Raw genomic sequence first — 25,052 nt, 5'->3', positions numbered from 1 at the left:
AAAATCAGAAGGAGGAAGAAGATATATGCAGGCACTCCCCATCATCGCTACCGAGGATCATCTTATCAGCTTGATTCAACAGACAGATGAACGACCGTTGTGGCTCTATAAACACAATACAAACTGCGGCTCGAGCAGAGTAGCTCACCTCGCGCTGAACCAATTTATGAACCGTTATCCGCATGTATCTTCCCGCTTCTCCTATGCTGTCGTTCGTGTCCTCGAAGAGAAGGCTCTCTCAGGCAAAGTAGCCGAATTATTGCAGACTCCTCATAAATCCCCGCAAATTCTGCTTGTTTACAAGCAGAAAGTCGTATGGAATTCGTCTCATCAGCAGATTAACTCTGTACAGCTGTCACAGCTTGCACAGCACTTTCTACAGCAGAATCCTTCGCTCTAAAGTAAGTTGCCATTTCCGTTGGCGCCTTGCCGAATTCACTTGCTTACATCAAAATACCGCCAGGAATGGAGGATAACCTCTCCTCTTCTCCTGGCGGTATTTGGTACACGTATTCTCTATTTAACTCTGATTGTTGTTATCTACCGACGAAGCTGCCCACTACATGAATCTTACCTGGATGCTCGGCCACCACTTCACCGATGCACACCGCCTCTACACCACGAGCTTGCATCTCATGAATCATCGCTTCCGCATCGCTAGCTGCAACAGACAAGAGCAGTCCACCTGATGTGACTGCATCACACAGCATCCACTGTGCAATCTCATCAAGTCGCTCGTCGAATACAACTTGATCCTTCACATGATTATAGTTATTCTTCGTTCCGCCCGGTACAGCACCGTTCTCAGCCAGTTCACGAACGCGTGGCAAGAATGGTACGTTCTCCGCGTGAATAACAAGTCCTGCCTCGCTGCCTGCTGCCATCTCTGTACTATGGCCGAGCAAGCCGAATCCCGTAACATCGGTACATGCGTGGATCTCGTATCCGGCCATTACTTCAGCTGCCGTCTTATTGAGTGCCGTCATCGTCCGTGTTACCAGCTCAATTTCTTCTGGCTGAAGCAGCTCACGCTTCAAGGAAGTTGTCATGATGCCGACACCAATCGGCTTCGTCAACACCAGCTTGTCGCCAGGTTTAGCCCCCGCATTCGTCAGCACCTTGTCCGGATGAATGATGCCCGTTACGGCCATGCCGAACTTCGGTTCCGCGTCATCAATGGAATGACCGCCAACGAGTGTTGCTCCCGCTTCCTTCACTTTATCTCCCGCTCCGCGCAAAATGTCTGCCAAGATGGACTTGTCCAGCTTCGAAATCGGGAAGGCCACAATATTCAATACCGTGAGCGGCTTGCCTCCCATTGCGTAAATATCGCTAAGTGCATTCGCAGCGGCAACTTGACCGAACGAATAAGCATCATCGACAATCGGCGTAAAGAAATCAACCGTTTGCACTAATGCCATGTCGTCATTCAACCGATACACACCCGCATCATCGCTTGTATCCAATCCTACGAGTAAATCCGGATGCTTCTCTGTCTTCGGTAACATGCGCAATACTTGAGACAGATCGGACGGCCCTATTTTGCAGCCGCATCCTCCTTTGCTTGACAAGGTTGTCAATCGAACCGTTGATTGTTGTTGATCCATCACTTTATCCTCCCATCGCATAAGGCGAATTTCTTCCATTCGTGCGTATCATACATAACTCTTTTATTGTAACATATCCGCACAATGCGATCGTTCCTATGAAAATGCGATTGTCTTCCACGATCCGTTCCATTTACAATAAAAAACTGCCCCTACAGCCAATTCAAGGCTTGTGGGGCAGTATCTGCTGATATTCAATTAGACAAGTCCAATTTTGTCGCGACGACTGGCTGTACCTTGCTTGCGCTTCTCAATCAGTCGATTGAGCGCATCGACATAAGCACGTGCACTCGCTTCGAGAATATCTGTACTTACACCACGGCCAAGCACAGATATTTCATTTTGTGCGAGAACGACATGCACTTCACCGAGTGCATCCTTGCCGTGCGTGACCGACTTAATGGAATAGTCAACGAGCTCAACATCTTCCTGCGTAGCCTTGTCGATTGCCTTATAAATCGCATCAACAGAGCCATTGCCTTCCGACTCTTCCTCAAGCACACTGCCTTCCCATGTTACGATACGCACTTTCGCAGCCGGAATTGCTTGGTTCCCGTAAGCAACGTATATCGTCTCGAGCGAGTACACCTCAGGCGTATCGATCAGTTTCTCCTCGAGAATGGCCCGGATGTCCTCATCCGATACTTCTTTCTTCTTATCTGCCAATTCCTTGAACTTAGCAAAAGCTCCGTTCAGCTGTTCTTCATCCAAGTCATAGCCAAGATCAATCAACTTCTCACGGAAGGCATGACGGCCGGAATGCTTGCCAAGCACGAGTTTGCTTTCCTTAAGTCCGATCGTCTCTGGCGTAATAATCTCATACGTTGACCGTTCCTTCAACATGCCGTCTTGATGAATGCCGGATTCATGCGCGAAGGCATTGGCGCCCACGATCGCCTTGTTGCCTGGGATCGGCATGCCTGTCAGCTTGCTGACGAGTCGGCTCGTACGCGCAATCTCAGACAAGACGAGCGAAGTCTTCGCCTCATAGAAGCTCGATCTCGTATCAAGCGCCATCGCAACCTCTTCAATTGCAGTATTGCCTGCACGCTCCCCAATACCGTTGATCGTCCCTTCGATCTGATCTGCACCGTTCAAGATTGCAGCGAGCGCATTGGCAGTCGCCATTCCCAAATCGTCATGGCAATGTGCACTAAGCTGAATCGTCTCAATTCCCGGTACATTCTCCTTCAGCGTCTTGAATATATTTCCGTACTCATACGGCGACAAGTATCCAACCGTATCCGGAATGTTCACAACGGTAGCGCCTGCTTTAATCGCCATCTCTGTCATTTGGCATAAGAAGTCGATCTCCGTACGGCCCGCGTCCTCTGGAGAGAACTCAACTTTGCTGAAGTACTTCTTCGCATAGCGAATAGCTGCTTCAGCTGTCTCAAGTACCTGCTCCTTCTCCATGCGGAGCTTATGCTTGCGATGAATTGGCGAAGAAGCAAGGAAAAGATGCAAGCAAGCATCCTCTGCACCCTTCAGCGCTTCATAAGCTGCATCAATATCCGGAATACGGGAACGGGACAGGCCGACAATCGTAGATTGCTTCACCGCTTTCGCCACTGCATTCACGGCCGCCAAGTCACCAGGAGATGCTGCAGGGAATCCCGCTTCGATGCGGTCGACGCCTAGGCGCTCCAATTGAAGCGCGATTTCAAGCTTCTCCTTCGTATTCAGGTTCACGCCAGGGGACTGCTCTCCATCCCGAAGCGTCGTGTCAAAAATATAAATTTTGCGCACCGGCTGCACCTCCTTCTGTAGTCTGTGGAGCTTTACAAGTATCAGTTTATGTTCAAAAAGCCCATGAATAGCACCGAAAAGGCTGCAGTATGGACTTTTTGAACTATATATATGAGATTAAAGCTTACTTCTTACTTCCTATTTTTTGATCCAGTGCATCAATTCACGCAATTGACCGCCAACCACTTCGATCGGATGGTTTGCTTCGTTGCGGCGAGTTGCTGTCAGGAACGCACGGTTCGCTTGGTTCTCCAAGATGAAGTCGCGTGCGAACTTGCCTTGTTGGATGTCGGACAATACTTCCTTCATCGCCTTCTTCGTCTCTTCGGTTACGATGCGAGGACCTGTAACATAGTCGCCGTATTCAGCCGTGTTGCTGATGGAGTCGCGCATTGTAGCCAGGCCTCCTTCATAGATGAGGTCAACGATCAGCTTCAGCTCATGCAAGCACTCGAAGTAAGCCATTTCAGGAGCGTAGCCTGCTTCTACCAATGTTTCGAAGCCTGCTTTGATCAGTGCGCTTACACCGCCGCACAATACTGCCTGCTCACCGAACAAGTCTGTCTCTGTTTCTTCCTTGAAGGAAGTCTCGATAACGCCTGCACGTGTACAGCCGATGCCCTTCGCGTATGCAAGACCGATTGCCTTTGCATTGCCAGTTGCATCTTGCTCGATTGCGATAAGACCTGGAACGCCGAAGCCTTCTACATACGTACGGCGTACAAGATGTCCTGGAGATTTAGGAGCTACGAGCAATACATCGTTGTCTTTCGGTGCTACGATTTGACCGAAATGTACGTTGAAGCCGTGAGAGAACATCAAGGCTGCGCCTTTTTTCAAGTTCGGCTCGATTTCATTTTTGTATACAGATGCTTGCGTTTCGTCCGGCATCAAGATTTGAACCACATCAGCACGGGAAGTAGCTTCGCCAACGGACAACACTTCGAAGCCGTCTTGACGAGCTTTGTCTGCAGATTTGCCTTCACGAAGACCGATTACCACTTGAAGACCGCTGTCACGCAGGTTTTGCGCTTGAGCATGTCCTTGGCTTCCATAACCGATAACGGCGATCGTTTTTCCTTGCAGTACGTTAAATTCAGCGTCATTTTCATAGTACATTGTAACTGGCATAAGTATGAGTCCTCCTCTTTCTTCCTATATAAATAGTGTGTAGTAATCTCCCCCGAATGAGGCGGGTATATCAAGTGACAATCACGGGCCTCTTACAGCTTCCGCTTGTCCCCTGAGATACCCCCTCATTCGAAGGCCGTTATTCGCTTCAATCCATACGTGTAGGAATAAGTCCAGACGCTTCCTTACTTATCTGTTACTTGACCGCGAATCAAGGCTGTAACTCCTGTGCGGCTAACCTCACGAATTCCGTATGGCTCCAGTAATTGAATCATCGCTTCGATCTTCTGCGATTCGCCGACAACCTGCACCATAAGCGTGCTTGGTCCAATGTCGACGATGGAAGCGCGGAACGTCTCCACGACGCCAAGAATCTCTGGACGTACGTGTGGCTCAGCCTTCACCTTAATGAGTGCAAGTTCACGAGCAACCATTGGCTGGGAGCTTAAGTTGAGTACCTTGATCACGTCAACGATCTTGTACAGCTGCTTCTCGATTTGCTCCAGCATATGGTCATCTCCCGTGGTCACAATGACCATGCGGGAGAGACCTTGCTCCTCAGAAGCACCTACAGTAATACTCTCAATGTTGAATCCTCTGCGGCCAAATAGACCGGAGACACGCTGCAGAACACCTGGCTGATCGTTCACGATGACGGCAATGGTATGTTTGGTTATGTTCATCATTCACAATCCCCCATTATCATTTGGTCAATCGTGCAGCCCTGCGTTACCATCGGGTACACATTCTCGTGCTTGCGAACAACGAATTCCACAACCGCTGGCCCCGGTGTATTCAGTGCTTCCTGCCATGCCTGTTCTGCTTCCTCTTTGTTCGTCGCGCGGAATCCTCTTACCCCGTAAGCTTCCGCGAGCTTCACGAAGTCTGGGCTTCCAGCAAGGTCAATATGGCTGTAGCGATTGTCATAAATAATTTCTTGCCACTGGCGAACCATCCCCAGCACGCGGTTATTGATGATCGCTACCTTGACCGGTATATTGTTAATCGCACAGATTGCAAGTTCCTGCGCACACATTTGCATGCCGCCATCGCCATTGATCGATACAACGGTACGATCCGGGAAGGCCATTTGTGCTCCGATTGCGGATGGGAATCCGAATCCCATCGTTCCAAGGCCGCCAGAAGTAATCCAGGAGCGCGGATGATTGAAGCGATAATATTGCGCTGACCACATCTGGTGTTGTCCGACATCTGTCGTAACGATGGCTTCCCCTTTGGTCGTATCATTGATCAGCTGGATGACCCATTGCGGCTTCAGTTCTTCATCCGAATCGATGAATCGAAGCGGTTTATCCGCCTTCATCTGCATGATGCGAGCGCGCCATTCATCCGCATGGTTTGCACGTGCTGCTGTCTTATTGGCTAGTTCCAATGTAGTACGAATATCGCCTACAATCGGAATGTCCGTTGGGACATTTTTGCCGATTTCTGCCGGATCGATATCGATATGGACGATTTTCGCATGTGGCGCGAAACCTTCAAGCTTCATCGTCACTCGGTCATCGAAGCGAGCCCCGATGTTAATGAGCAAATCCGCCTGCTGAATCGCATTGTTCGCTGTATAGGTTCCATGCATGCCAGGCATGCCCATCCACAGATCATGACCGCTTGGGAATCCGCCAAGTCCCAGCAGCGTTGTCGTTACTGGAATTTGTGTCTTGCTCACGAATTCATACAGTTCTTCATGCGCTCCAGAATGGATAACTCCAGCTCCCGCGAGAATCACAGGTGACTTCGACTCTTCGATCGCTTTCAGCATTTTATCGACTTGATATTTGTTCGGCTGAACGTTAGGGTTATAGCCGCGAATATTTACAGTTGATACCGGTTCGAACAGCGTCTTCGCCGCCGATACATCCTTCGGAATATCGATGAGAACCGGCCCCTTGCGTCCTGTGTTCGCAATGTGGAATGCCTCGTGAATGACACGCGGCAGATCCTTCACATCGCGTACCAGATAGCTATGCTTCGTAATCGGCATGGTGATGCCTGTAATGTCTGCTTCCTGGAATGCATCGGTGCCAATCAAGGTCGTCGCTACGTTGCCTGTAATAACAACGAGCGGAACCGAATCCATATAGGCAGTAGCAATTCCTGTAACCAGGTTTGTCGCGCCTGGTCCCGATGTTGCGATACATACACCGACCTTGCCGCTTGCACGGGCATATCCGTCCGCTGCATGAATCGCTCCTTGCTCGTGCCGGGTCAGAACGTGGTGGAAATCCTCACAGCCGTGCATGGCGTCATAAATATAGAGCACCGCGCCGCCTGGATATCCGAACACACACTCCACACCTTCCAACAACAAGCTGCGAAGCAAAATATCCGAGCCTGTAATGACTTCAGGCTGCATCCATTTCTGTCTTAATTCTTCTTTTGACCTCATTGCCGTACGATGTGAGCTCATTCGACATCCTCCTTACGCATATTTACTCATTTCCATACTCGGGCTCTAGGTTACATTTGTGAAGATATGTCTTGCCTGGCCAGGCACATACTATGCCAACTCATCACATGAAGATGAGAAATGAGAGAGTCGGCAAATACAAAAAAACCTTCCATCCCCACGCAGCAAACTGCTGCATTAGGGACGAAAGGTTGTGCTTCCGTGGTACCACCCGCATTCATTTCATATCTCGCGATATGAAATCTCAGCAAGTATCCGCATGCAAATAAGATATACGAATACTTATAGCGTCTAACGCGCGCCCTACGATTCTCCCTACTCGCATGATAGAACGATATAGCGTCCTAATCATCTGTTCAGGAGAACAGCTCCGAGGTGAGCTCGCATATAAGGGGTTAAGGCGTCGGTTTCAGCAGAACCTCCGACCGCTCTCTGTTCATAAGAGCCCTTACTACTTCGTCCTCTTCATTGCCGTTGGTATTATGTGACATGTTTCAAATGTTTAGAAACATTATATGCCTCCACCTACCAGGAGTCAATAGGGCATTCTTTATTTTTTTGTTTTGTGAATCATTATGGATTACTGCTTATTTTTGCATGAATGTTCCTGTTTTCGCTCAGTGGACAATTAATATCCGAACCTTATACTTACAAAACAATAGTAATATACGCCTTTTCACTTACCTGCTAAAGCGTTTTCAATACCCCGGAACAATACAACGGAACGATGCGCTAACGCAGTAAAATCAATAGGATGGAACCCTTCGACATCCGCATATAAAGTATCGTTCAATGGCTGCACGAAATGTGCGGGAAGTTGCTGATGTCCCATAGAAGCTCCTAAAATGGAACCTACTGTCGCTCCATTGCAATCCGTATCGAATCCACCCAGCACGGACGTTGTTACACCGCGCGCGAAATCCCCTTTAGAAAAAATCAACGAAGCGGCAACGAGCGCAGCATTATTATTGGTGTGTACCCACGAGTAATGACCGAACGAATTCCAAACTCGCTCTGCTACTTCCTCTTCACTCCTAGACGTCTTGCCAATCTCAATGGCTTGGGCGATATCAGCAGCCAGGCGTGACGTGTCTGGAATCTGAGCAAGTCCCGCCTGAACGATGCGTTCAGGATCCGGTTCATAGAAAGCCGCAGCGATCATTGCTGCTACGAACATGGAACCATAAATACCATTCTTCACATGAGATAGGGAGGCATCGTGCCAAGCCAGCTCTGCTGCTAACTCCGGTCGCCCAGGAGCAGAATAGCCGTATACATCCGCGCGTATCTGGGCGCCAATCCATTCCCGGTAGGGATTCAGGTGCATACGCACTCGTTCCCAGTCTACTTCCCGCTTATTACTCGAAGCTGACATCTTGCAGTCCTGCACGGCGGCCAGCTCCTGCTCTAAATTCACGAAGGTCATGCATTCAGCAGTGAATACCTGCTTTAGACTGAGCCGTTCCAGCCATACCGCTGCGACATGCTCCGTCTTCAGTTTCAATCCATGGCGTTCCATTAAGAGCTGACTAAGAACCGCGTAACGCATATCGTCATCCGTCTCCATGAAGCGAATCTGCTCGAGCTGGCTGTCTGGAAAGAAAATCCTCAGTTTCTCACCTGGACGAAACTCAATAGATGATGCGCGCGAATGTCCCGGCACGTAATTCCGAAATGGCCAAGCATCGGCATCTTGAAGCCATGTTCGAATCCACTTCCAGCCCGGAATTCCACCCGCTCCGTCGACAAATGGAGGCACCTCTAACGGTTTGCCGAGCGCACAGCCGATTGCGCGCCCAACCCATGCCCCATGGAAACGATCATGCCAGAACTCGTCATTCCGCAGTGCCGATTCCCGTTTGAGCTCCTCTTCTGAGCGAAATGGAGCCTTCGTTGGTCTCAGCTCCCGGATGCTCTCCAAGTCAGATGGCTCAGTAAAGGGGAAATCGCTGCGAATGCGGCGATTGGACATGTCGCAATACAGCTTTGCGGCAGCCTCCTCATCGTTCGTATGATGATGGATCCAGTCCTCTAAGGCTTCCGCAATGCCCTGTGTCTCCTTGCCTTCTTCGATCATCTGCTTCCATTCCGCCTGCAGCAGCTCGCTCCAGCTTCCATGCGCCCAATTGTGCTGGATTTCCTCAGCCTGCATATGCATATTCCCTTTGCACATAACTCCATCTCCTCTTCTTCTAAGGCAGTAATCCCATTATATAGTAAACACCCCATCATTTCTCGTGCATGCACATTACTCGTGCTGCGGAAAAGGTATGGTTTGTAATACTATCCAACAAGCCCCGTACGCTCAACACTCTCAACAAAATACTTCTGGGCAAATACATACAAAATGATCATTGGCATCATGACAAGCAGTGCTCCTGTATTCATAAGCTGCGAAATATAGGAAGGATCTGTCGTAATCCGCCCTAATGCCCCTGGCATGCTGGCAAGCGTCGAGGACAGCACCTGCGTATAATTCATATATAGAGAGACATAGTAGTTGTCATTCCACTGCCAGACGATAGAGAACAGCAGCACCGTTACGATTGCCGGCACGGTATTCGGAATAATGACTCTCCAGAACGTACCGAGAACCCCTGTTCCATCCACATAAGCGGCTTCCTCTAACTCCTTCGGCAGGCCGCGGAAAAATTGACGGAAAATAAAAATGAACAGCCCGTTTTTCATCCCCATTGCTAATGTAGAGGAAATAAAGAACGGCCAATAGCTTTCCAGCAAGTTAACCCCTTGCTTGCCTGTGAACAGCTCATAGAGACCAAATATATCAAAGAATCGATAATTCAAATACGTCGGGATCATAATGGTCTGCGGCGGGATGACAATCGTGAACACTACTAACGTGAACAGAATGCCCCTCCCCCTAAATTTCAGCCGCGCGAAGCCGTACCCGGCTAAAGCGCAGGAGACCATTTGCAGAACGGAAGTCCCTAGACTCAGCATCGCAGAATTCCAGAACGCGGCGGGATATTCCAGCATATCAAATGCCGTCTTGAAATTGTCCCATGTAAAATGACGCGGAATCCATACGATCGTCGTATCAAACAAATCCATCCGATCCCGAATCGCCATGGACAGCTTCGTAATGAGCGGGTATAGGATGATGTAGCAGATCCCAACGATAAGCAAGGTTCGCGCACAAATCCACAGCCACTTCTTCAGTTGGTCAAGGGGACGAACTTCCGCATTCCATCGTTCCATACGTCGACCTATTGCGTCTGCCTTTTGTCTTGCGGTAGATGACATGCTTCTCTCCCCTTTCTCAGTCATAATAGAAGACACGTTTGGAAATAAAGTAGACACACGCTCCGAGCATAATAGATACGATAAGTAAATATGCCCAAGACATTGCTGAGCTTAAGCCAAAGTTATTCTCCCTAAACGCCATCCGATGAATATAACCTGTAACTCCATTATTCGTGAACGAATCTACGACCGTATAGACCGTATTTGTCAAAATAAGCGGCGACATCATCGGGAATGTAATCTTCCAAAATGCTTCATAGCCCGTTGCTCCTTCAATCTTGGATGCCTCATACAAGGAAGGCGATATGGACTGCAGCCCAGCTAAAAATATCAATATCTGCACACCCGACGCCGCTACAATGTAATAGATGCGATCAACAGCGCTAGTCAGATAAAATACAATATCGCCGCTCATCCCCATCTCTATCAGCAAAGAACGCAGTCCCATACTGCGAAGTCCTGAGAAATTGCCCTCTACGCCTGATGCAACATCCCCTAGCATCTGGGCAAGATAGTTCGAGCTGTCTATGCCCTGAATAACACCGGATGCAAGCACGACCGGCAGGAAGAAGATTGCACGGGCAAGCATTCTCCCGCGGAACTTCTGAGAGAGCAGCACTGCTGAAAATAAGCTAAAAAAGATAATTAGCGGCACATTCGCAAGCATGTTCATTGTCGCTTCAATCAAGAACCGATTGAAGTTGGGATCAACGGTGAATGCTTTTGTATAATTCTCAAATCCAACAGATGACAGCTTGTAGCCCGTCTCTGTCAGACTCAAATGGCTTATGCTGAAGAGCAGCGATCGTACGAGCGGGACAGCCATGAGAAGCAAAAATCCGATCAACCATGGTGCGATAAAAAGCCAGCCAAACATCGCCTTCTTTCGTTCAAGCGAGGGTCTTCTTCGTTTTCCAATCGACAGCTTCACTTGCTCCCCTCCTCTATGCGATAGTTGGCCGCTTCCACCGCCACTTCGCCTACCTGAACAGGCGCATTGCCGTAGTTGACGATGACGCGCACACCATTGCTGTAAGTTGTCTGCGCTACCTCATCCGCCAGGCGCTCATGCTTGATCATGAATGCATCTCCAACCTTATGGTGCAGCTCATTCAGCTGCTGGTACGCAGAAGCTGCTTCGTCGAGCCATTGCGAATACTCTGCGGCGAAGAAGTCATCCCACATCGTATCGCGAAGCTGTTCTGTACTCGCTGCAAGCCAGCTGAAGAATACGTTAGAACCTGTCTCTACCGCTTGCAGCATCCGCCTGTTCACATCCTGATTCTCCACCCCGTTAAATGCTTCACCTGCATAAGGAATCAAGCCATGCATAACCATCGAATAGAAAGGAATCATCTCGTCCGTTATCTGAAATCTGTTGCTCTGCATCGGTGCGCGGATAATCTGGCTCGCATAAGGAAGCACATACGCATTGCCGCCTTGCAGCATGACCTTGCCCCGATCCGCCGCTTGCTTCAGCGCCTTGCTGACGAAGGCAATCGACTTCTCACGCAATATGGGTTCATTCAGATTGAAGTTGGAATAGATCTCGCTTCCTGAATCCTGAATAGAGACACCATCATCCGCTGGCAGCTCTGCATGCTCCAAGTAACGGCTCATGACGGTTGGGTACAACGCTGGCGACAATAATGAATGGGAGAATGCTTCGTAATTTTTCTTGAAATTAGCTGCATTGAATCGGAAGAACTTCAACGAGATTCGGCCAAGCGATTGTACGCTGTCCTTGGTTGCGTTCCACCCATCATCATTGTATACGCGTCCAAGCGAGAACTCCGGATACAGGGTTCCCCCTCGGGCCTGCAGCTGTTCACGCAGCCGGTTCAGTCCATCTCTTCCACCCAGCTCACGAACCGCCTTCACGTTGTTCGGCAGCTTATGCTGAATGCCTCCGTTCATCCATCCGGCATAATTCATCTGAATATTGGAGACTCCCCTAGCTGCAAGCTCCTCCACCATCTGACCGGCTTCATCGAATGTGGTGAGCGGCACTGGCGAATCATAAGAAACGCCCAAGAAGGTCTTTACTTTAGAAATCGAACCGATCGCCTCTACGTAAAATGGCGCATCCGCTGGCTTAACAGCCTTATCAGCCCGTTCACGCAGCGGCTTCAGCTGGTATTTGCGCATCAAATAATCCCGGTATGCATTCGCCATCCCCGAATATCCTGCCTCTTCGCGATTCTGGAACATGTAGCGAATTTGCAGCTGTCCTGCGTATGGCTCTGCAGGCGTCTTAATAAGCTCCTCCCTGGCATTCAGCATCACTTTGTCCTTCGGCAATACCGTGAACTGGGGGCCAATCCAGTTATATTCATGCTGCCTTCCACTGACATCTGCATAAAGGGTCGACATCGCATCTCCGTCCTCGATGACCGCTAGAAAAGAACTCGTGTCCCGCTTCATGCCGTAAATAGGCATACGAACCGTCTCATACGTATTCAACTGCTCTGTCTTGAAGAAGCTTGGATCCTCGCCATATACAGGAAGGACTAATCCTTGCGCGTAGTTCTTGCCATTATTGAAATGAATAAGTGAGCCCGAACCATCCGGCACGAACAAATAGCCATTCTCCTTCTTACCTGCCGCACCGAAGGAGGATAGAACATCGAGGGTATGCAGCCGGTATGGGGGCTGCGCCTTGATTGCCGAGGCATCCACACTCACCAGCAGGTGCTCCCCATCAAGCTTGTAGCGAAGCGGCACCGTAAAGGATGCACTGCCTCCGCCCTCTCCTTCAATTACACCGTTCTGCTCATTGTCGGACTTCAGATCCTCTTCGGTATATCCAGCCTTCTCAATCAGATCAAGCACTTTCTTGAGCGCTGACTTCGAAATCTCTCTACGTTCATAGATCCCCGTATCCTCATTGAGACGGAAGCGGGTCAACATCTGATTCCGATCCTTCTGGTCGAGCTTATTCAATATTTTCTCTTCCAGCCGCTGCTTGCTAATCTTGAGTGGAATCGCTTCTGCGCCGCGTTCCGGATTACCAAATTCATAGACGACGGTCATGCCGTCCGACTCCGATTGGATGGTGAAGGTCTTATGGACAACACTGTCATTGAAGCTGTCATAATCCTTCGTCTGTCCATTCGGCATTAAGTAGGTAAGCGACAGTTGGGCGCCAAGCTTGCCCTTGATTAACGGGCTGGCCATTCCGTCTTGTTCTCGATCCTGTGGATTCGTCCACCACACCGCAGCACTTCGAAGATCAATGACAGCAGCTTCTGCCGTGCTTTTGTTCACGTACAATTCCAGGACATCTGTTGCTGCCACTCGTTCCATGGTAGCTACCTGTTGTCGGGCTGCAGATAACTGGGTACTTGATGCCAGCGCAACCGTTCCCTTGATCGCTCCTGGCGATATGGATACACCGAAGTCCGGCATCGCTGCATCTCCCGTGCGCGGCAGGCTTCTCGGTTGGAACAGAACGAACAGGAGCAGCAGCACAGCCATAATCGCCCCAGCTATGCCTATGGTTCTCCATTTCCACTTCCGTCGCCGTGTGGGTGCGACAGTTCCAGAATCACGAGACTTGCTTAATGAGATTTTCAAGTCGTCACCCCTCTCCGATCCGGAATGAGATTTCTTGATATACGGTGGATACGAACATTATCATTTGCTGCCCCAAGCTGAATGCTAACAGACCGAGGAACAGGATGATCCCGATAACGACGAAGGTCAGGCCCATCGTGACAACTGTCTTCGATGCCGTATATTGATGCACTGTCAGCATGCCGACGAACAAGAGCAGGGCGCACCATATATAGCTGATCGATTCTAGCAAGTAGTAGAACGAGGTTTCCTCTTGCGTCATGATGTTGGATAGAATCAATAGTGGAATTTGCATGACAATTAACGGCATAAGCGCGTAGCCCGTTGCTGTTACAATCTCCTTGAACTTGCCCTCTCCATCCATTAACGTAGTCAATGACCAATTCGCAATACACCAGAGGAAGAATGGAATGACGGCAACCTGGACTTCCATCCATATACTGAACTGTGTCTCCAAGCTCTGAAAAATAATAAACCCGGTAAATTGCCGCTTAATAACCGATAAAATGATGAAGATGAGAAGCAAGAGCAGGGAAAAGCCCCAATGACCTGCCTGTTCATATTTCAATTCCCAGAAGGACTTGAATGGCCTGAACATTAGCTTCCAAGCAAATCGAATCTTACCTGGTTCAGAAGCAAGTCTGCCCTTCAACATCCGCTTCCCAATGATCAGGCCAACAACGAGCACAATGCACAAGGTTGCGATGAGTCCGAATTGATCCCAGATCAACTGCTTGCGATAACTCTTGAATGCACGCGAGTAATAGTCTGGGCGCATCCCCTGGCGGAATTCATGGATGGCCTCCTCAGATTCGCCAGCCCGCAGCTTTGCCTTGCCAAGGCCAACATGCGCCATATCCAAGTTATTGTTCAGCTTCAATGCTTCTTCCCACGCGGCCTCGGCTTCTTCCTCATTGCCAACCTCCGTCAATTCAACCGCCTTGCGCAGTACGCGTCCATAACGAGTTGGCTCGAACACAATAATCTGATTCGATCCTTTATCAAGAATAAGCACCTTATCCCCTGACATCTCCAAGTCAATTGGAGCCTTGAATTGGCCAAACTTATCGCCATTCTGCCCGAAGATGTACAGCAGCTTGCCTTCCTTGTCATACGTAAAAATGCGGCCGCGCTTATTATCGAGCACACTATACATGCCAAACTTATCAGCAGTAACCGCAATTAAAGTGGAGAATCCGCCCATTGTGGCGCTGTTGCTGAAGTACAGATCCCCCATCGGCTTTTCGTAGCCCTTGCGCTTCAATACATCCACCCCAGAAGGGTTCAGGCGGCGAACGGGCTCGGTAGACATCTCATCGGCAGTGGTTACGTACATGAAGCCTTCATCATCCAGTGATATATTATTGAACTCGACTGGGATGAACAGTGCCATCTGCTTGCGCTGCTCCTTCGTCGCAAACTGCTTCCAGAACAGCTCGATCGGGTTATACAGAACTGGGTTCACGCCAATAAACCCATTGAATTCCCCTTCAGGCGACAATTCCATAATGCCGTCAAATACGCCCTTGCTCACGACATAAAATCGTTTCGTTCGGTCAACGACCAGCTTAATCGGAACATATTGCAGATCCGCCCGTATCATGTCCGACTTCGGCGTTCCCAGCGCACGTACGAAATTCCCCTCTGGTGTCAGCTCCACGATTCTCGCCTTGCCGGTATCCGCCACATAGATGCGATTGTCTTCCGTCACGAAGAGGCCTTGCGGGCGTTCGAACGTATCCGTTGTCCCCTGGTTTGTAAACTTGCTTACAACCCACTTGGGCTTCAGCTTATCGCTCAACGCGATCAATCGGTTATTCCCTGTATCGAGAACATACATCGTCCCATCAGGGCCAATAGTCATATCCTCCGGCGAATTCAATGCGCCAACGCCAAGCGCTTCACCCGTCCAGCTCCGCGACGGTTCATATGGAAGCGGCGCCTTGATCGGCTTGCCGTCATATCCATAGTTATAGCCTTCATAGGGAGCCGCAGATGCTATGGCATCGAACAGAGAAATTCCCAGCATGGCGCAGATGACGAAGGCAAGCACGATTCGATATCCCGCCTGAGCAAGGCGGAACGGCAATGTTTGGTTGGGTTGATATAATAACATACGCTCCCTCCTTGGCTTACTCTTTCATGCCGGACGTCGACATCGTCTGCAGCACATTGCTCTGTGTAATGATGAAGATCGAGATTGGAACAGAGATGAGAATGAGCGTTGCTGCCATTGATGGCCCTGTACGGATAATGCCTCCCGCTAAGATTTGGCTGAATGCATAATCCAATGTCTTGAGCGTCTCACTGTACAGGAACAGTGAACCGGCCCCGCCGGCTCCCCCTACATTCCACAATCCTTGGAATGAGAAAATAATCAAAGTCAGCCATGCCGGCTTCACGATTGGCATGACAATGCTCCAGAAGATTCTCCACTCCGAGCATCCGTCCAGCTGAGCTGCTTCCAGCAGCGCATCCGGCACCTGCTCCATGAACTGCTTCATTAAGTACAAGCCGAGCGAGGAGCCAACCGCCGGCAAAATAATGGCCCAATACGTATCAACCAAACCAAGCCATGACATCGTCATGTAGTTCGTAATTTGCGTTACGGTCGCAGAGAACATCAAGGACAAGACGACAACCGTGAACAGAATCCCCTTTCCGGGGAACTTCTTCTTCGCAAGCGGGTATGCCGCCAGTGAGGCAATAATGACATGAAGCGCAGTACCGACAAATGCGATGAACAGCGTATTGAAAATGTATCTGGAAAAGGGCACCCATGTGCCCGACATGAGATGAAATAAATCCGCGAAGTTATTGAACGTAGGGTTGCGAACAAAGAAGTTAGGTGGAAATTGCAAAATTTCATTGATTGGCTTGAACGCATTATTGATGACGAACACAAGCGGCATCGCCATAAAAACACCGATGCAGCTCAAGAATAAGAACAGAAACACATCACCGGTACGAGAACGATTCACCTTGCGTCCGATACGCAGTCTCCATCGAAATATACGTCCCATCTTAATCCCCCACCTTCCGCAGCAGCTTCTGCACAATCAAGTTCGAGCCAAGCATAATCCCGAACAGTACCGTGGCAATGGAGGAGGCATAGCCCATCTCATAGCGCAGCGATCCGAAGTCCATTAAGTGAGTTACAATCGTATGCCCTGCATACTGCACGCTTGGGAATCCGGCGAGCGTCGTCGCCACTTCTGCCACAGCGAATGATGAAGTAATCTGGATGACTGCACCGAACAGCAGCTGAGGTCTCATGGAAGGCAGTGTAATGTACCATAGCTCCTGCCATCGATTCTTCACCCCATCGATAGCTCCCGCTTCATATAAGCTCTTATCCATACCCTGCAAGCCTGCAATGAAGGCTAGGAAGCTGGTGCCTAAGCTTAACCATAGCTGTACGATAATAATGATCGGCATAATATACTTCGTATCCTTCAGCCAGAGAATCGGCTCCAGAATGATGCGCCACTTCATGAGGAAAGCGTTGATATACCCGTAAGCATCGCCGCTGAACAACAGTGTCCAGACGATGAACGCATTGCCGGATAGCGCTGGAGCATAGAACACGAGGGTCGCGAATGTACGCACCTTCGGCGACAATTCATTGATAATCCAAGCCAGTACAAAGCAGGCAATATAACTGACTGGGCCAGTGATTACTGCGAACATCAGCGTATTTTTCAGGGCAATGAGGAACACATCATCCTGTACGAACAACCGAGCATAGTTTTGCCAGCCTACCCATTTCGGAAGTTCCAGCATGTTGAAATTGGTAAAGCTAATAATGAGCGACAACACTACCGGCAAGACCGTAAAAGTAAAGAAAATGAGGAAATACGGCGCGATCATTGCATATAATGTTCGATTGCGCCGCACCTCTGCCAATTTATGATTCAGGCGCATTCGCAGCTTAGAGGCAGGCTGCACCGACTTCGCAGATGCTGGAACAGGTCGATTCACTTCCATCGGCTATTGCTCCCCCTCTCGGATTGGCAAATTGAATTCTTTGCGCTTAATGGTCAATTCCTGATTAATAATGCGTACATATTCTTCTAGCGTCTCACGTACATCCGTTCCGTTATTGAATACCTCGAAGAATGCATTCTGCAAGTGGCGATCGAAGGAGTAAGAACCCGGAACCGCAGGCTTCCCAACAATCCATTTCCACTGCTCATTCAGTGTCGCCACTTCCTTCGCAGACCATGGCAGCCGCTTCAACGCCTCAACATTAGCCGCCGTATATCGGCCAGATTCACCGAGTATAGACTCCATCTCTCTTCCGAAGGAGGATTGCGTATCCGCATTCGTCCACCAGCTCATGAACTTCCAAGCCGCTTCTTTATTCTTGGCCTTCTTGAACATGACAGAGCCCGTTGCTGACGACAGACTTTCCCGATGTACAACGTCGTCTGTTCCCTTCACACCCGGAATTGGAGCGAACCCCCATTCCCCACGAATCTCGGGAGCAAATACAGCTAAGGTATTGAATGTCGTGTAGTCTGCAATGCCAAGCGGTATCTCGCCCGTTCGGAAGCGATTCACAAACTCGAATTCGCGCGGCAGCTTGTAATGGGTATACAGCTCTGTCCAGTGACGGAATGCCTCCATTCCTTCCGGCTTGCCAATCGCAGTTGCAATGCCATCACCTTCGTAATAGCTGCCGCCCAATTGATAGAGGAGTGTATCGAAGGTCGGATTCGGCATTAGTCCGATTTGCATATTTCGCTTCTGCAGCTCCGGCACGAGCGACATCATTTCTTCCCACGTATCCGGCACCTTCATGCCCAGCTCGCTAAGTACATCCTTGCGATAGAACAGCATCGGGAACAACTGCGTTTCCGGAATGGCAAATACACCGTCCTTGAACTTGAAGCTCGCAAATGCACTGTCATGGAATCGTCCATATACCTCTTGGAAATTCGGATATTGGCTCAAATCCTCTAGCGCATTGCGCATCGCGAAGTCAACCACGTTGCCAGTTGCAATCGCCACATCCGGTCCTTTTCCAGCAAGCGTTGCAGGAAGCAGCACATTTTCCCCGACAAGCTGCAGGTCAACTTGAATGCCGGTCTCCGGCGTGAAATAACTGTCAATTAAGATCCGGATCAACTGTGCCTGATCGCGTCCGCCAGCTACCCATACCGTAATGTCCGTCTTCTTCCCGCCGCCTCCCAGATTGTAATCATCGGTGAAGGAATACCAGAATGACGATAATTCATGCTTCACGGATGCCCACAATCCCGCTCCCGCTTCAGGCAATGCCGTCTTCGGCGAGCTTACAAACAGATAATCAAGCGTTAGCGGCTGCGTGTTCACACTAAGCATCCACGTTCCTAGCGACATGATGCCATCCTTGAAGCTGGTCAGCCGGGATGTAATCGTATCTGGATGCTCGCCGAGATCCTGCAAGCGATAGCTTGTCGTTCGAAGCACAGTTGCATTTACACTAGCTCCCCCTGCTAGACGATCCATCTCATCTGCAACAAGCGATAATTGCTTGCTCTGCGCATGGAACGTATCCGCCATCGTCGGGATCAAATCCTCAAGCGGGTAATCGCGGAATTGATCTGGAGCAGTGCCCGTAATCATAATAATTTTGCGATACAATCCGTTCAGCTCTTGAATGCTATCCTTCACGATGCGAACCATATCTGCGAGATCGCCCATCGTTACTTCCAGCCGCAGCTCATGCTTACCCTTCGTCAGATAGAACAAATAGGGCTTCCCTGTGCGCTCATCAGCAGCTGCCTTCACATCCCATGAAGTGCTCGGTGGAAACGTAATCTTAGCCGCTTCGGCAAATGGAAGCTCGCCATCAACCATCAGCTTGCGTGTCACCTTAAGGCCGCGAGCTAAATCCTGCTTGTATTTGAATCCAATCTCATATAGTCCATCCGTAGGCACCTCTACGTTCCATGCGATCCATTGCCCGGGTGCCTTCCAATGGTCGCCTCCAATGGCATTCATGCGAATGCGGGATGCATCGTAGGGCTCTACATCCGGGCCGGAGCGATCGTTAATCGGATATAGCGATGGGCTAGACTTATGGGAAGCTGACTCTCCTTGTACTTTAATCAGTGCATCGTCTGCCTGTTGATAGCCTTTCTCTGCATACTCCTTCTCTATGTCTGCATATGACTTGGCTACACGCGGTTCCAATGTCACGCGCTCTACCATCATCGGTTCTCTTATTCCGATAAATTGAAGCGAATGCGCCCCCTTCGCCAAATAAATGGCAAGTGTATCGGCATAGTATCCCTCTGCGTCATTCAAGCTTCGTTCCGTCCAACCAGGCTGTTCGACTTGACGCGGTCTTATATCGTTATCGTTGCTGTCACGTTCGATATCCTCTCTCTCATTGCCCCAAATCCGCGGATACAGCATCCGTTCCGCTTCTGCAAATGGAATATTTCCGTCCACCCGCAGCTCTCTCTCGATTGGGGAACCTGTTCCACTCTCAGGAAAATAACGAAGCTTCACATCGTACCATCCTTCTTCCTCCACATGAAACGTCCAGCCGAACGTCCCCATCTCCCCACTACGAATCACTTGTCCTGTTGAGCCCTCGTACGACGACTCGATAGGACTTCCCTCGCTTAGCGAATGATCCAATTCGCTCGCTAAGAGTTGAATCGGCTGCGATGCGATTGCAGATGGATTCCCCACTTTCTTCTGGTACGACTCATAACGAAGCAGCCCTTTCGGATTGGAGTCCGAAGAAGCACTTAGCCGCTTTACTGCACCGCTTGCTAACGCTGGTTCAATTGTTGAGCTCCGCGAGTCATTCGAGAACAGGGCTGCTCCTGTCCAAATGGCCCCTGCGGCAACTGCGACTCCCAGCATCATGCTGATTCGCCGCTTCCATGTTGAGTCCATGTGTTTGACCACGACGGTCTCTCCTTTCTCTCTCCAATCTTCTAACGCTACCAACATAAAACCCCCGCTGTGAGGCAGCGGGGGATGAATAACCGCACAACTATTTTTTGTTCATTATGGTATCAATCTGCTCTTGGGACGATTTCTTTATCTTCTCAATAGCGGATTCCGGTGTATCCTTTCCTTTGACAAAAGCTAGAACCGCTTCGGTGTATTTCTTGCCAAGGTCGCCGATATTGTCGTAATAGAGTGGTTGAACCTTCTCTGCCAGCGCCTGAGCAATCTCCACATCCTCTGGGCTTTGCAGCGAACTCTCGAAGCCCTCCATCCGGAATTCTTCTAATTGATCCCATGGCACCATGTCTTCAAAGATTTGCGCCTTCTCTTCGGCCTTCTTCACGTTAGCCGGCATGAACCACATCGTGAAGTTTGTAATCGGGTTTGCATAATCGGTTGCCTTCGGCCCTTTCGGATAATATACGAATCCATATTCATCCGTCATATCTTGGCGTGTAGAACCTTCCCAGATCTCTCCCGGCACGAATAGCGCTTTCCCGCTGTTGAACACTTTCTGCGATTCGTTGTAATCTTCGAAGTTGCCATTGCGGTTCGGCATTGCCACCTTGTGTGTCGTGTATAAATCGCCTAGGAATCGGAGCGCTTCCATTGCGTTCGGCTCACCGAGTGTAAATTGCAGCTTGCCGTCCTTGTAATCAATAATGCTTCCTGCATTCGAGTACACCGCTTGACGGGCTTGCACCGGCGCGTAGGATACAATTCCCCATTGATCGGTTGCACCGTCTCCATTCGTATCCTTCGTTGCTTTCTTGGCCATTTCCAAATATTTATCCCATGTCCACTCGCCCTTCTTCGCAAGCTCTTGCGGATCTTCCAGACCTTCGCGCTTCAGCATGGAGCGATTGAAGAATATGCCTGCTCCTGCTCCCGAATCTTCTAAGATCCCGTAGGATTTTCCTGCAAACGAGGAGAACTCCTTAATTCGCTTCGGCCATTTCGGATCGTTATAGTCGAATAAATCGTCTACCGGCAGCAAATAGCCTTTGTTCGGCAAGTTAGGAAATGCCAAATATAAATCGAGGATAACAAAGTCCGCCGGCGCTTCTCCCGATAGTGCGCCTTGTGCAATCTTCTCTGCTCCTTCGCCCCACGGCACGGTAATCCATTCAATTTTCGTATTGTATTTCTTCTCTATTTCTTTCATCCGCTTATAGCGAATATCTTCAGCATTTGATTTGCCTTCCTCTAGCCCTTTGCCCCATGTCAGGAATCGCACTGGCTCTCCACCCATATCAAACGCGGGCAGCTCCTTTTTCTCTGACTTGGGTTCTTCCTTTGGTTCCTCTTTTTTTGGTTCTTCCTTCGGAACCTCTGTTTTGGACTGTTCCTGCGGCGATTGAGCTGTATTCCCCCCAGAGCCCGAGCATGCGGTGACGAGTAGCATCGTTAGTGCAACAAGCATAATTGCGAACGCTTTCATTTTAGGTTTCATTGGTATCCCCCCTGCTTATTATGAACCCTATTCATCTGCTAGATAGCGATAGACAATAACCGCTAGCCTCGATTCATCCCCAACAGCTTCTCTCTATTTAGAATGATCATCCATAATGTCTATAAATTTTGGATGTATCCCCCTTAAGGTTATTCACATTATATGCTTTTATCTCTGGAAGCATTTTGACTATAGTTCACAGTAGTCGGCTTTTTTTCCGAAATCTCATGAAAAAATAATCGATGATCACCGCTCGATCATGAAAGTCATAAACTAAGAAAAACAAACGGAACAGAGGGAATGCCTATGATCCGACTTCGACGGCCTGCACTGGACGATGAAGCAATTATACAGCTTGTGAAGCGGGAGCTGCTCCCACACTCCCATCTGATTGCGAGCCATGAGCAATTATTGAAGGAAATTCCTGAACGGTTGAAGGTAGGGCCAACGTATGTCGCCGTTGATCGTCATAATCGAGCGATAGGATTTGTTCATGTATATGTAAGAGAAGGTACACTCATTATCGATATGCTGGCCGTTGCTCAAGATTCGCAGCATCGAGGCATCGGAAGGCAACTAATGAGAAAGGCTGAGCAATACGGGAAATACAAGCGCTGTGCCCAAGCACGCATGATGGTCGATTACGGTAATGTCCAGGCAGAACGATTCTATGAACGCAGAGGGTATCGGTTCATTCGCTTTGTTCCCGCCGTGGTGTGCCATGAGATGGGAAAGAAATTGTAAGAGCGAGTAGCCCGGGCATTTGCCCGGGCTCACTGTCGACTCTTCTCTGCTTAGCAGGTAACTACGCTCTTCTATTTGCAGATCTTCCTTATGTCCGCATGTTATCTATAGTATCCATATCCTCCATAAAATCCGCCATATGACCCTGGTCCTCCGTACCCGGAATATCCGTAGCCGCCACTATACGGATATCCGCCTCCATAGCCACCATAGCCGCCAAATGCAAAAGGCGCCGTGCCGATTGCCAGCAAGTCAAATAAAACAAGCGGGATAATCGCTTTCGTCTTTACTTTTTTCCCTTTGCCTTGTTCCAGCACAAGCCGGTTGCCCTTCACCTCAAGCAGCTTGCCGCTTACGACGCTCCCGTCTTTATGCTTCACATAGATTTTCTGGCCGATTAAGCTTCTAGCCTGTTCTTTCGTCACACCACGCATAATACTCCCTCCTTCACCGGTGTACCCTACATGGTATGTCCGTTACGAACATATGGATTGGATATTGGCCTTGAATCTATGAATCTGTGTCACTTCACTTCGTATTTACCACGGAATCAATAATATTTTGCGCGGGCTTTTTCATTTTCTCCACTGCCGATTCAGGCGTATCTTTCCCTTTCGTAAATGACACGATGGCTTCATTGTACATTTTCCCTACATCACCAATGCCATCATGATAGAGTGTAATATTTTTCGTAGGGATATCCATAGCAACATCCACATCCTCAGGTGTCTGGAACACCGACTCGTTACTTTCTCTTTGGTTGTCCTTCAATTTATCCCACAAAATCCAATCTTCATAAATTTGCGCTTTTTCCTTCGCCTTCTTCACATTCGCCGGCATGAACCACATCGCCATGCCCGGGTTTGGACTTGTGTAATCAGTTCCTTTCGGACCTTTCGGGAAATATACATAGCCAAATTCATCGGCCATTTCTTTGCGGCCCCATGCCTCCCAAATTTCTCCGGTCACGAATAGCGCCTTGCCTGTATTGAACATCGCCTGGGTATCCTCATAGTCTGCCATGCTGCCGTTTTTGTTGGGCATAATAACCTTGTCTGTTGCAAATAAATCATAAACGAAACGCAGCGCTTCCATCGCATTTGGCTCACCCATTGTAAAAGTAAGCTTGTCGTCCTTCGTCTCCACAATGCTGCCGTTATTCGAATAGATGGCCTGACGGGCGAAAATTGGTGCATATGATACGATTCCCCATTGATCGATTTTTCCGTCGCCATTTAAATCCTGTGTCGCCTTTTTGGCCATTTCCTTAAAATGATCCCAGTTCCATTCATCCTTCTTCACGAGTTCATGAGGATCGGTCAGACCAAGCTTCTTCAGCATCGTTCGGTTATAATACATCCCGGCACCGGAATCAATGTTCTCGACAACTCCATATACTTTATCCTTATAAGCGCCAGAGCTGCGCAGCGAGGACGGCCACTTCGGATCATCGAAGTTGAATACATCATCGACTGTACGCAAGTACCCTTTTTCCGCTAAGCTTGGGAAGGCCAAGTACATGTTCATCAGCACGAAATCTGCCGGAGCCTCACCAGACAATGCGCCAGCAGCAATTTTGCTCTGACCCTCGCCCCATGGAACAACGATCCAATCAATCTTTGTGTTGTATTTCTTCTCCATCTCCTTCATTCGCTTCAGGCGCTCATCGCCCGCATTGGATTCGCCTTCCTTCGGCAAGCCACCCCAAGCCATAAATTTGACGGGTTCACCGCCCATATCAAATGCAGGGAGCTCTTTCTTCTCTGGCTCTTGAACGGCTGGTGTCTCTTTCTTCTTTGTCTCCCCTTTCTTCTCCTCATTCCCTTGGCTCTGCGCCTCCTGCTTCTCCGGCTGCTTCGCTCCTTCTGTTGTTCCTCCCGCTCCGCCGCACGCAGATAAGAGCAGCATCGATAGCGTGACCAGCATAATTGACAGCGTTTTCAATTTTCTCATAAACTCAAGCCCTCCTCTTATTCTTCCCCTTCCTGTCTGCCTTCAAGGAAAAAATCATCGATGACATGACTTGATACTACATTCGTACCTATTGTTTTGAATTGCGATTTCTGCTGCTTCCTAGAGTTACATTATATTCAATCTGTGAAATTAACATTTTAAATATATTGCAATAAATTCGGCTTTTTGTTCT

18 protein-coding genes are annotated in these 25,052 nt (G+C 49.3%); 2 read left to right on the top strand and 16 right to left on the bottom strand.

Features of this window, described 5'->3' with window-relative positions; all coding sequences use genetic code 11:
• The first annotated feature begins 25 nt into the window (after positions 1 to 25).
• Positions 26 to 400, top strand: coding sequence for a bacillithiol system redox-active protein YtxJ (ytxJ, locus tag ABN764_RS21100; RefSeq protein ID WP_174809555.1), 375 nt, complete (start codon positions 26 to 28; stop codon positions 398 to 400).
• Between the two features lie 136 nt (positions 401 to 536).
• On the opposite strand, the gene selD is transcribed toward ytxJ, so the two are convergent.
• The 14 genes from selD to ABN764_RS21030 all read right to left on the bottom strand — a co-directional run bounded on the left by selD (position 537) and on the right by ABN764_RS21030 (position 22,162).
• Positions 537 to 1,607, bottom strand: a complete 1,071-nt coding sequence (selD, locus tag ABN764_RS21095; protein ID WP_446673017.1) for a selenide, water dikinase SelD — start codon at positions 1,605 to 1,607, stop codon at positions 537 to 539.
• 198 nt (positions 1,608 to 1,805) lie between these two features.
• Positions 1,806 to 3,356 carry a 2-isopropylmalate synthase gene (locus tag ABN764_RS21090; RefSeq protein ID WP_021254480.1) on the bottom strand — a complete coding sequence of 517 codons (1,551 nt, stop codon included), beginning with the start codon at positions 3,354 to 3,356 and terminating at the stop codon, positions 1,806 to 1,808.
• Positions 3,357 to 3,494: 138 nt separating this feature from the next.
• Complete coding sequence (ilvC, locus tag ABN764_RS21085; protein ID WP_021254479.1) at positions 3,495 to 4,487, bottom strand: ketol-acid reductoisomerase; 993 nt, start codon at positions 4,485 to 4,487, stop codon at positions 3,495 to 3,497.
• 185 nt (positions 4,488 to 4,672) lie between these two features.
• Positions 4,673 to 5,170 carry an acetolactate synthase small subunit gene (ilvN, locus tag ABN764_RS21080; protein ID WP_028531812.1) on the bottom strand — a complete coding sequence of 166 codons (498 nt, stop codon included), beginning with the start codon at positions 5,168 to 5,170 and terminating at the stop codon, positions 4,673 to 4,675.
• Positions 5,170 to 6,915, bottom strand: coding sequence for a biosynthetic-type acetolactate synthase large subunit (gene ilvB, locus ABN764_RS21075; RefSeq protein ID WP_072727237.1), 1,746 nt, complete (start codon positions 6,913 to 6,915; stop codon positions 5,170 to 5,172). Before ilvB ends, ilvN begins: the two co-directional genes overlap by 1 nt.
• Positions 6,916 to 7,591: 676 nt before the next feature.
• Positions 7,592 to 9,088, bottom strand: a complete 1,497-nt coding sequence (locus tag ABN764_RS21070; RefSeq protein WP_446673016.1) for an ADP-ribosylglycohydrolase family protein — start codon at positions 9,086 to 9,088, stop codon at positions 7,592 to 7,594.
• Positions 9,089 to 9,198: 110 nt separating this feature from the next.
• Positions 9,199 to 10,179 (bottom strand): carbohydrate ABC transporter permease, encoded by a 981-nt coding sequence (locus tag ABN764_RS21065; protein ID WP_174810622.1) that lies wholly within the window; start codon positions 10,177 to 10,179, stop codon positions 9,199 to 9,201.
• A gap of 16 nt (positions 10,180 to 10,195) precedes the next feature.
• Positions 10,196 to 11,110 (bottom strand): carbohydrate ABC transporter permease, encoded by a 915-nt coding sequence (locus tag ABN764_RS21060; RefSeq protein ID WP_446673015.1) that lies wholly within the window; start codon positions 11,108 to 11,110, stop codon positions 10,196 to 10,198.
• The gene (locus tag ABN764_RS21055) at positions 11,107 to 13,755 is read right to left on the bottom strand and encodes a DUF5696 domain-containing protein (RefSeq protein WP_446673014.1); all 2,649 of its coding nucleotides are present in this window, start codon (positions 13,753 to 13,755) and stop codon (positions 11,107 to 11,109) included. Before ABN764_RS21055 ends, ABN764_RS21060 begins: the two co-directional genes overlap by 4 nt.
• 4 nt (positions 13,756 to 13,759) lie before the next feature.
• Positions 13,760 to 15,871: a YIP1 family protein gene (locus ABN764_RS21050; RefSeq protein WP_446673013.1), complete on the bottom strand. Its 2,112-nt coding sequence runs from the start codon at positions 15,869 to 15,871 to the stop codon at positions 13,760 to 13,762.
• A 16-nt stretch (positions 15,872 to 15,887) separates the two neighbouring features.
• Positions 15,888 to 16,778, bottom strand: a complete 891-nt coding sequence (locus ABN764_RS21045; RefSeq protein ID WP_021254471.1) for a carbohydrate ABC transporter permease — start codon at positions 16,776 to 16,778, stop codon at positions 15,888 to 15,890.
• A gap of 1 nt (position 16,779) precedes the next feature.
• Positions 16,780 to 17,679: a carbohydrate ABC transporter permease gene (locus ABN764_RS21040; protein WP_227774342.1), complete on the bottom strand. Its 900-nt coding sequence runs from the start codon at positions 17,677 to 17,679 to the stop codon at positions 16,780 to 16,782.
• Between the two features lie 66 nt (positions 17,680 to 17,745).
• On the bottom strand, positions 17,746 to 20,664 hold the full coding sequence (locus ABN764_RS21035; RefSeq protein WP_446673012.1) for an extracellular solute-binding protein: 2,919 nt from the start codon (positions 20,662 to 20,664) through the stop codon (positions 17,746 to 17,748).
• An 88-nt stretch (positions 20,665 to 20,752) separates the two neighbouring features.
• Positions 20,753 to 22,162 (bottom strand): ABC transporter substrate-binding protein, encoded by a 1,410-nt coding sequence (locus tag ABN764_RS21030; RefSeq protein ID WP_446673011.1) that lies wholly within the window; start codon positions 22,160 to 22,162, stop codon positions 20,753 to 20,755.
• Positions 22,163 to 22,468: 306 nt separating this feature from the next.
• Here ABN764_RS21030 and ABN764_RS21025 point away from each other — a divergent pair, with 306 nt between their 5' ends.
• Positions 22,469 to 22,906, top strand: coding sequence for a GNAT family N-acetyltransferase (locus tag ABN764_RS21025; protein WP_021254467.1), 438 nt, complete (start codon positions 22,469 to 22,471; stop codon positions 22,904 to 22,906).
• Positions 22,907 to 23,007: 101 nt separating this feature from the next.
• On the opposite strand, the gene ABN764_RS21020 is transcribed toward ABN764_RS21025, so the two are convergent.
• On the bottom strand, positions 23,008 to 23,340 hold the full coding sequence (locus ABN764_RS21020; RefSeq protein WP_021254466.1) for a hypothetical protein: 333 nt from the start codon (positions 23,338 to 23,340) through the stop codon (positions 23,008 to 23,010).
• Positions 23,341 to 23,434: 94 nt separating this feature from the next.
• Positions 23,435 to 24,859, bottom strand: a complete 1,425-nt coding sequence (locus ABN764_RS21015; protein ID WP_446673010.1) for an extracellular solute-binding protein — start codon at positions 24,857 to 24,859, stop codon at positions 23,435 to 23,437.
• Positions 24,860 to 25,052: the final 193 nt, after the last annotated feature.

This window comes from Paenibacillus wuxiensis (assembly GCF_040195695.1).
Lineage (GTDB): Bacteria > Bacillota > Bacilli > Paenibacillales > Paenibacillaceae > Paenibacillus_B > Paenibacillus_B suaedae.
The sequence above is the reverse complement of the archived record's forward strand: the minus strand, read 5'-3'. Positions and strand labels throughout refer to the sequence as shown.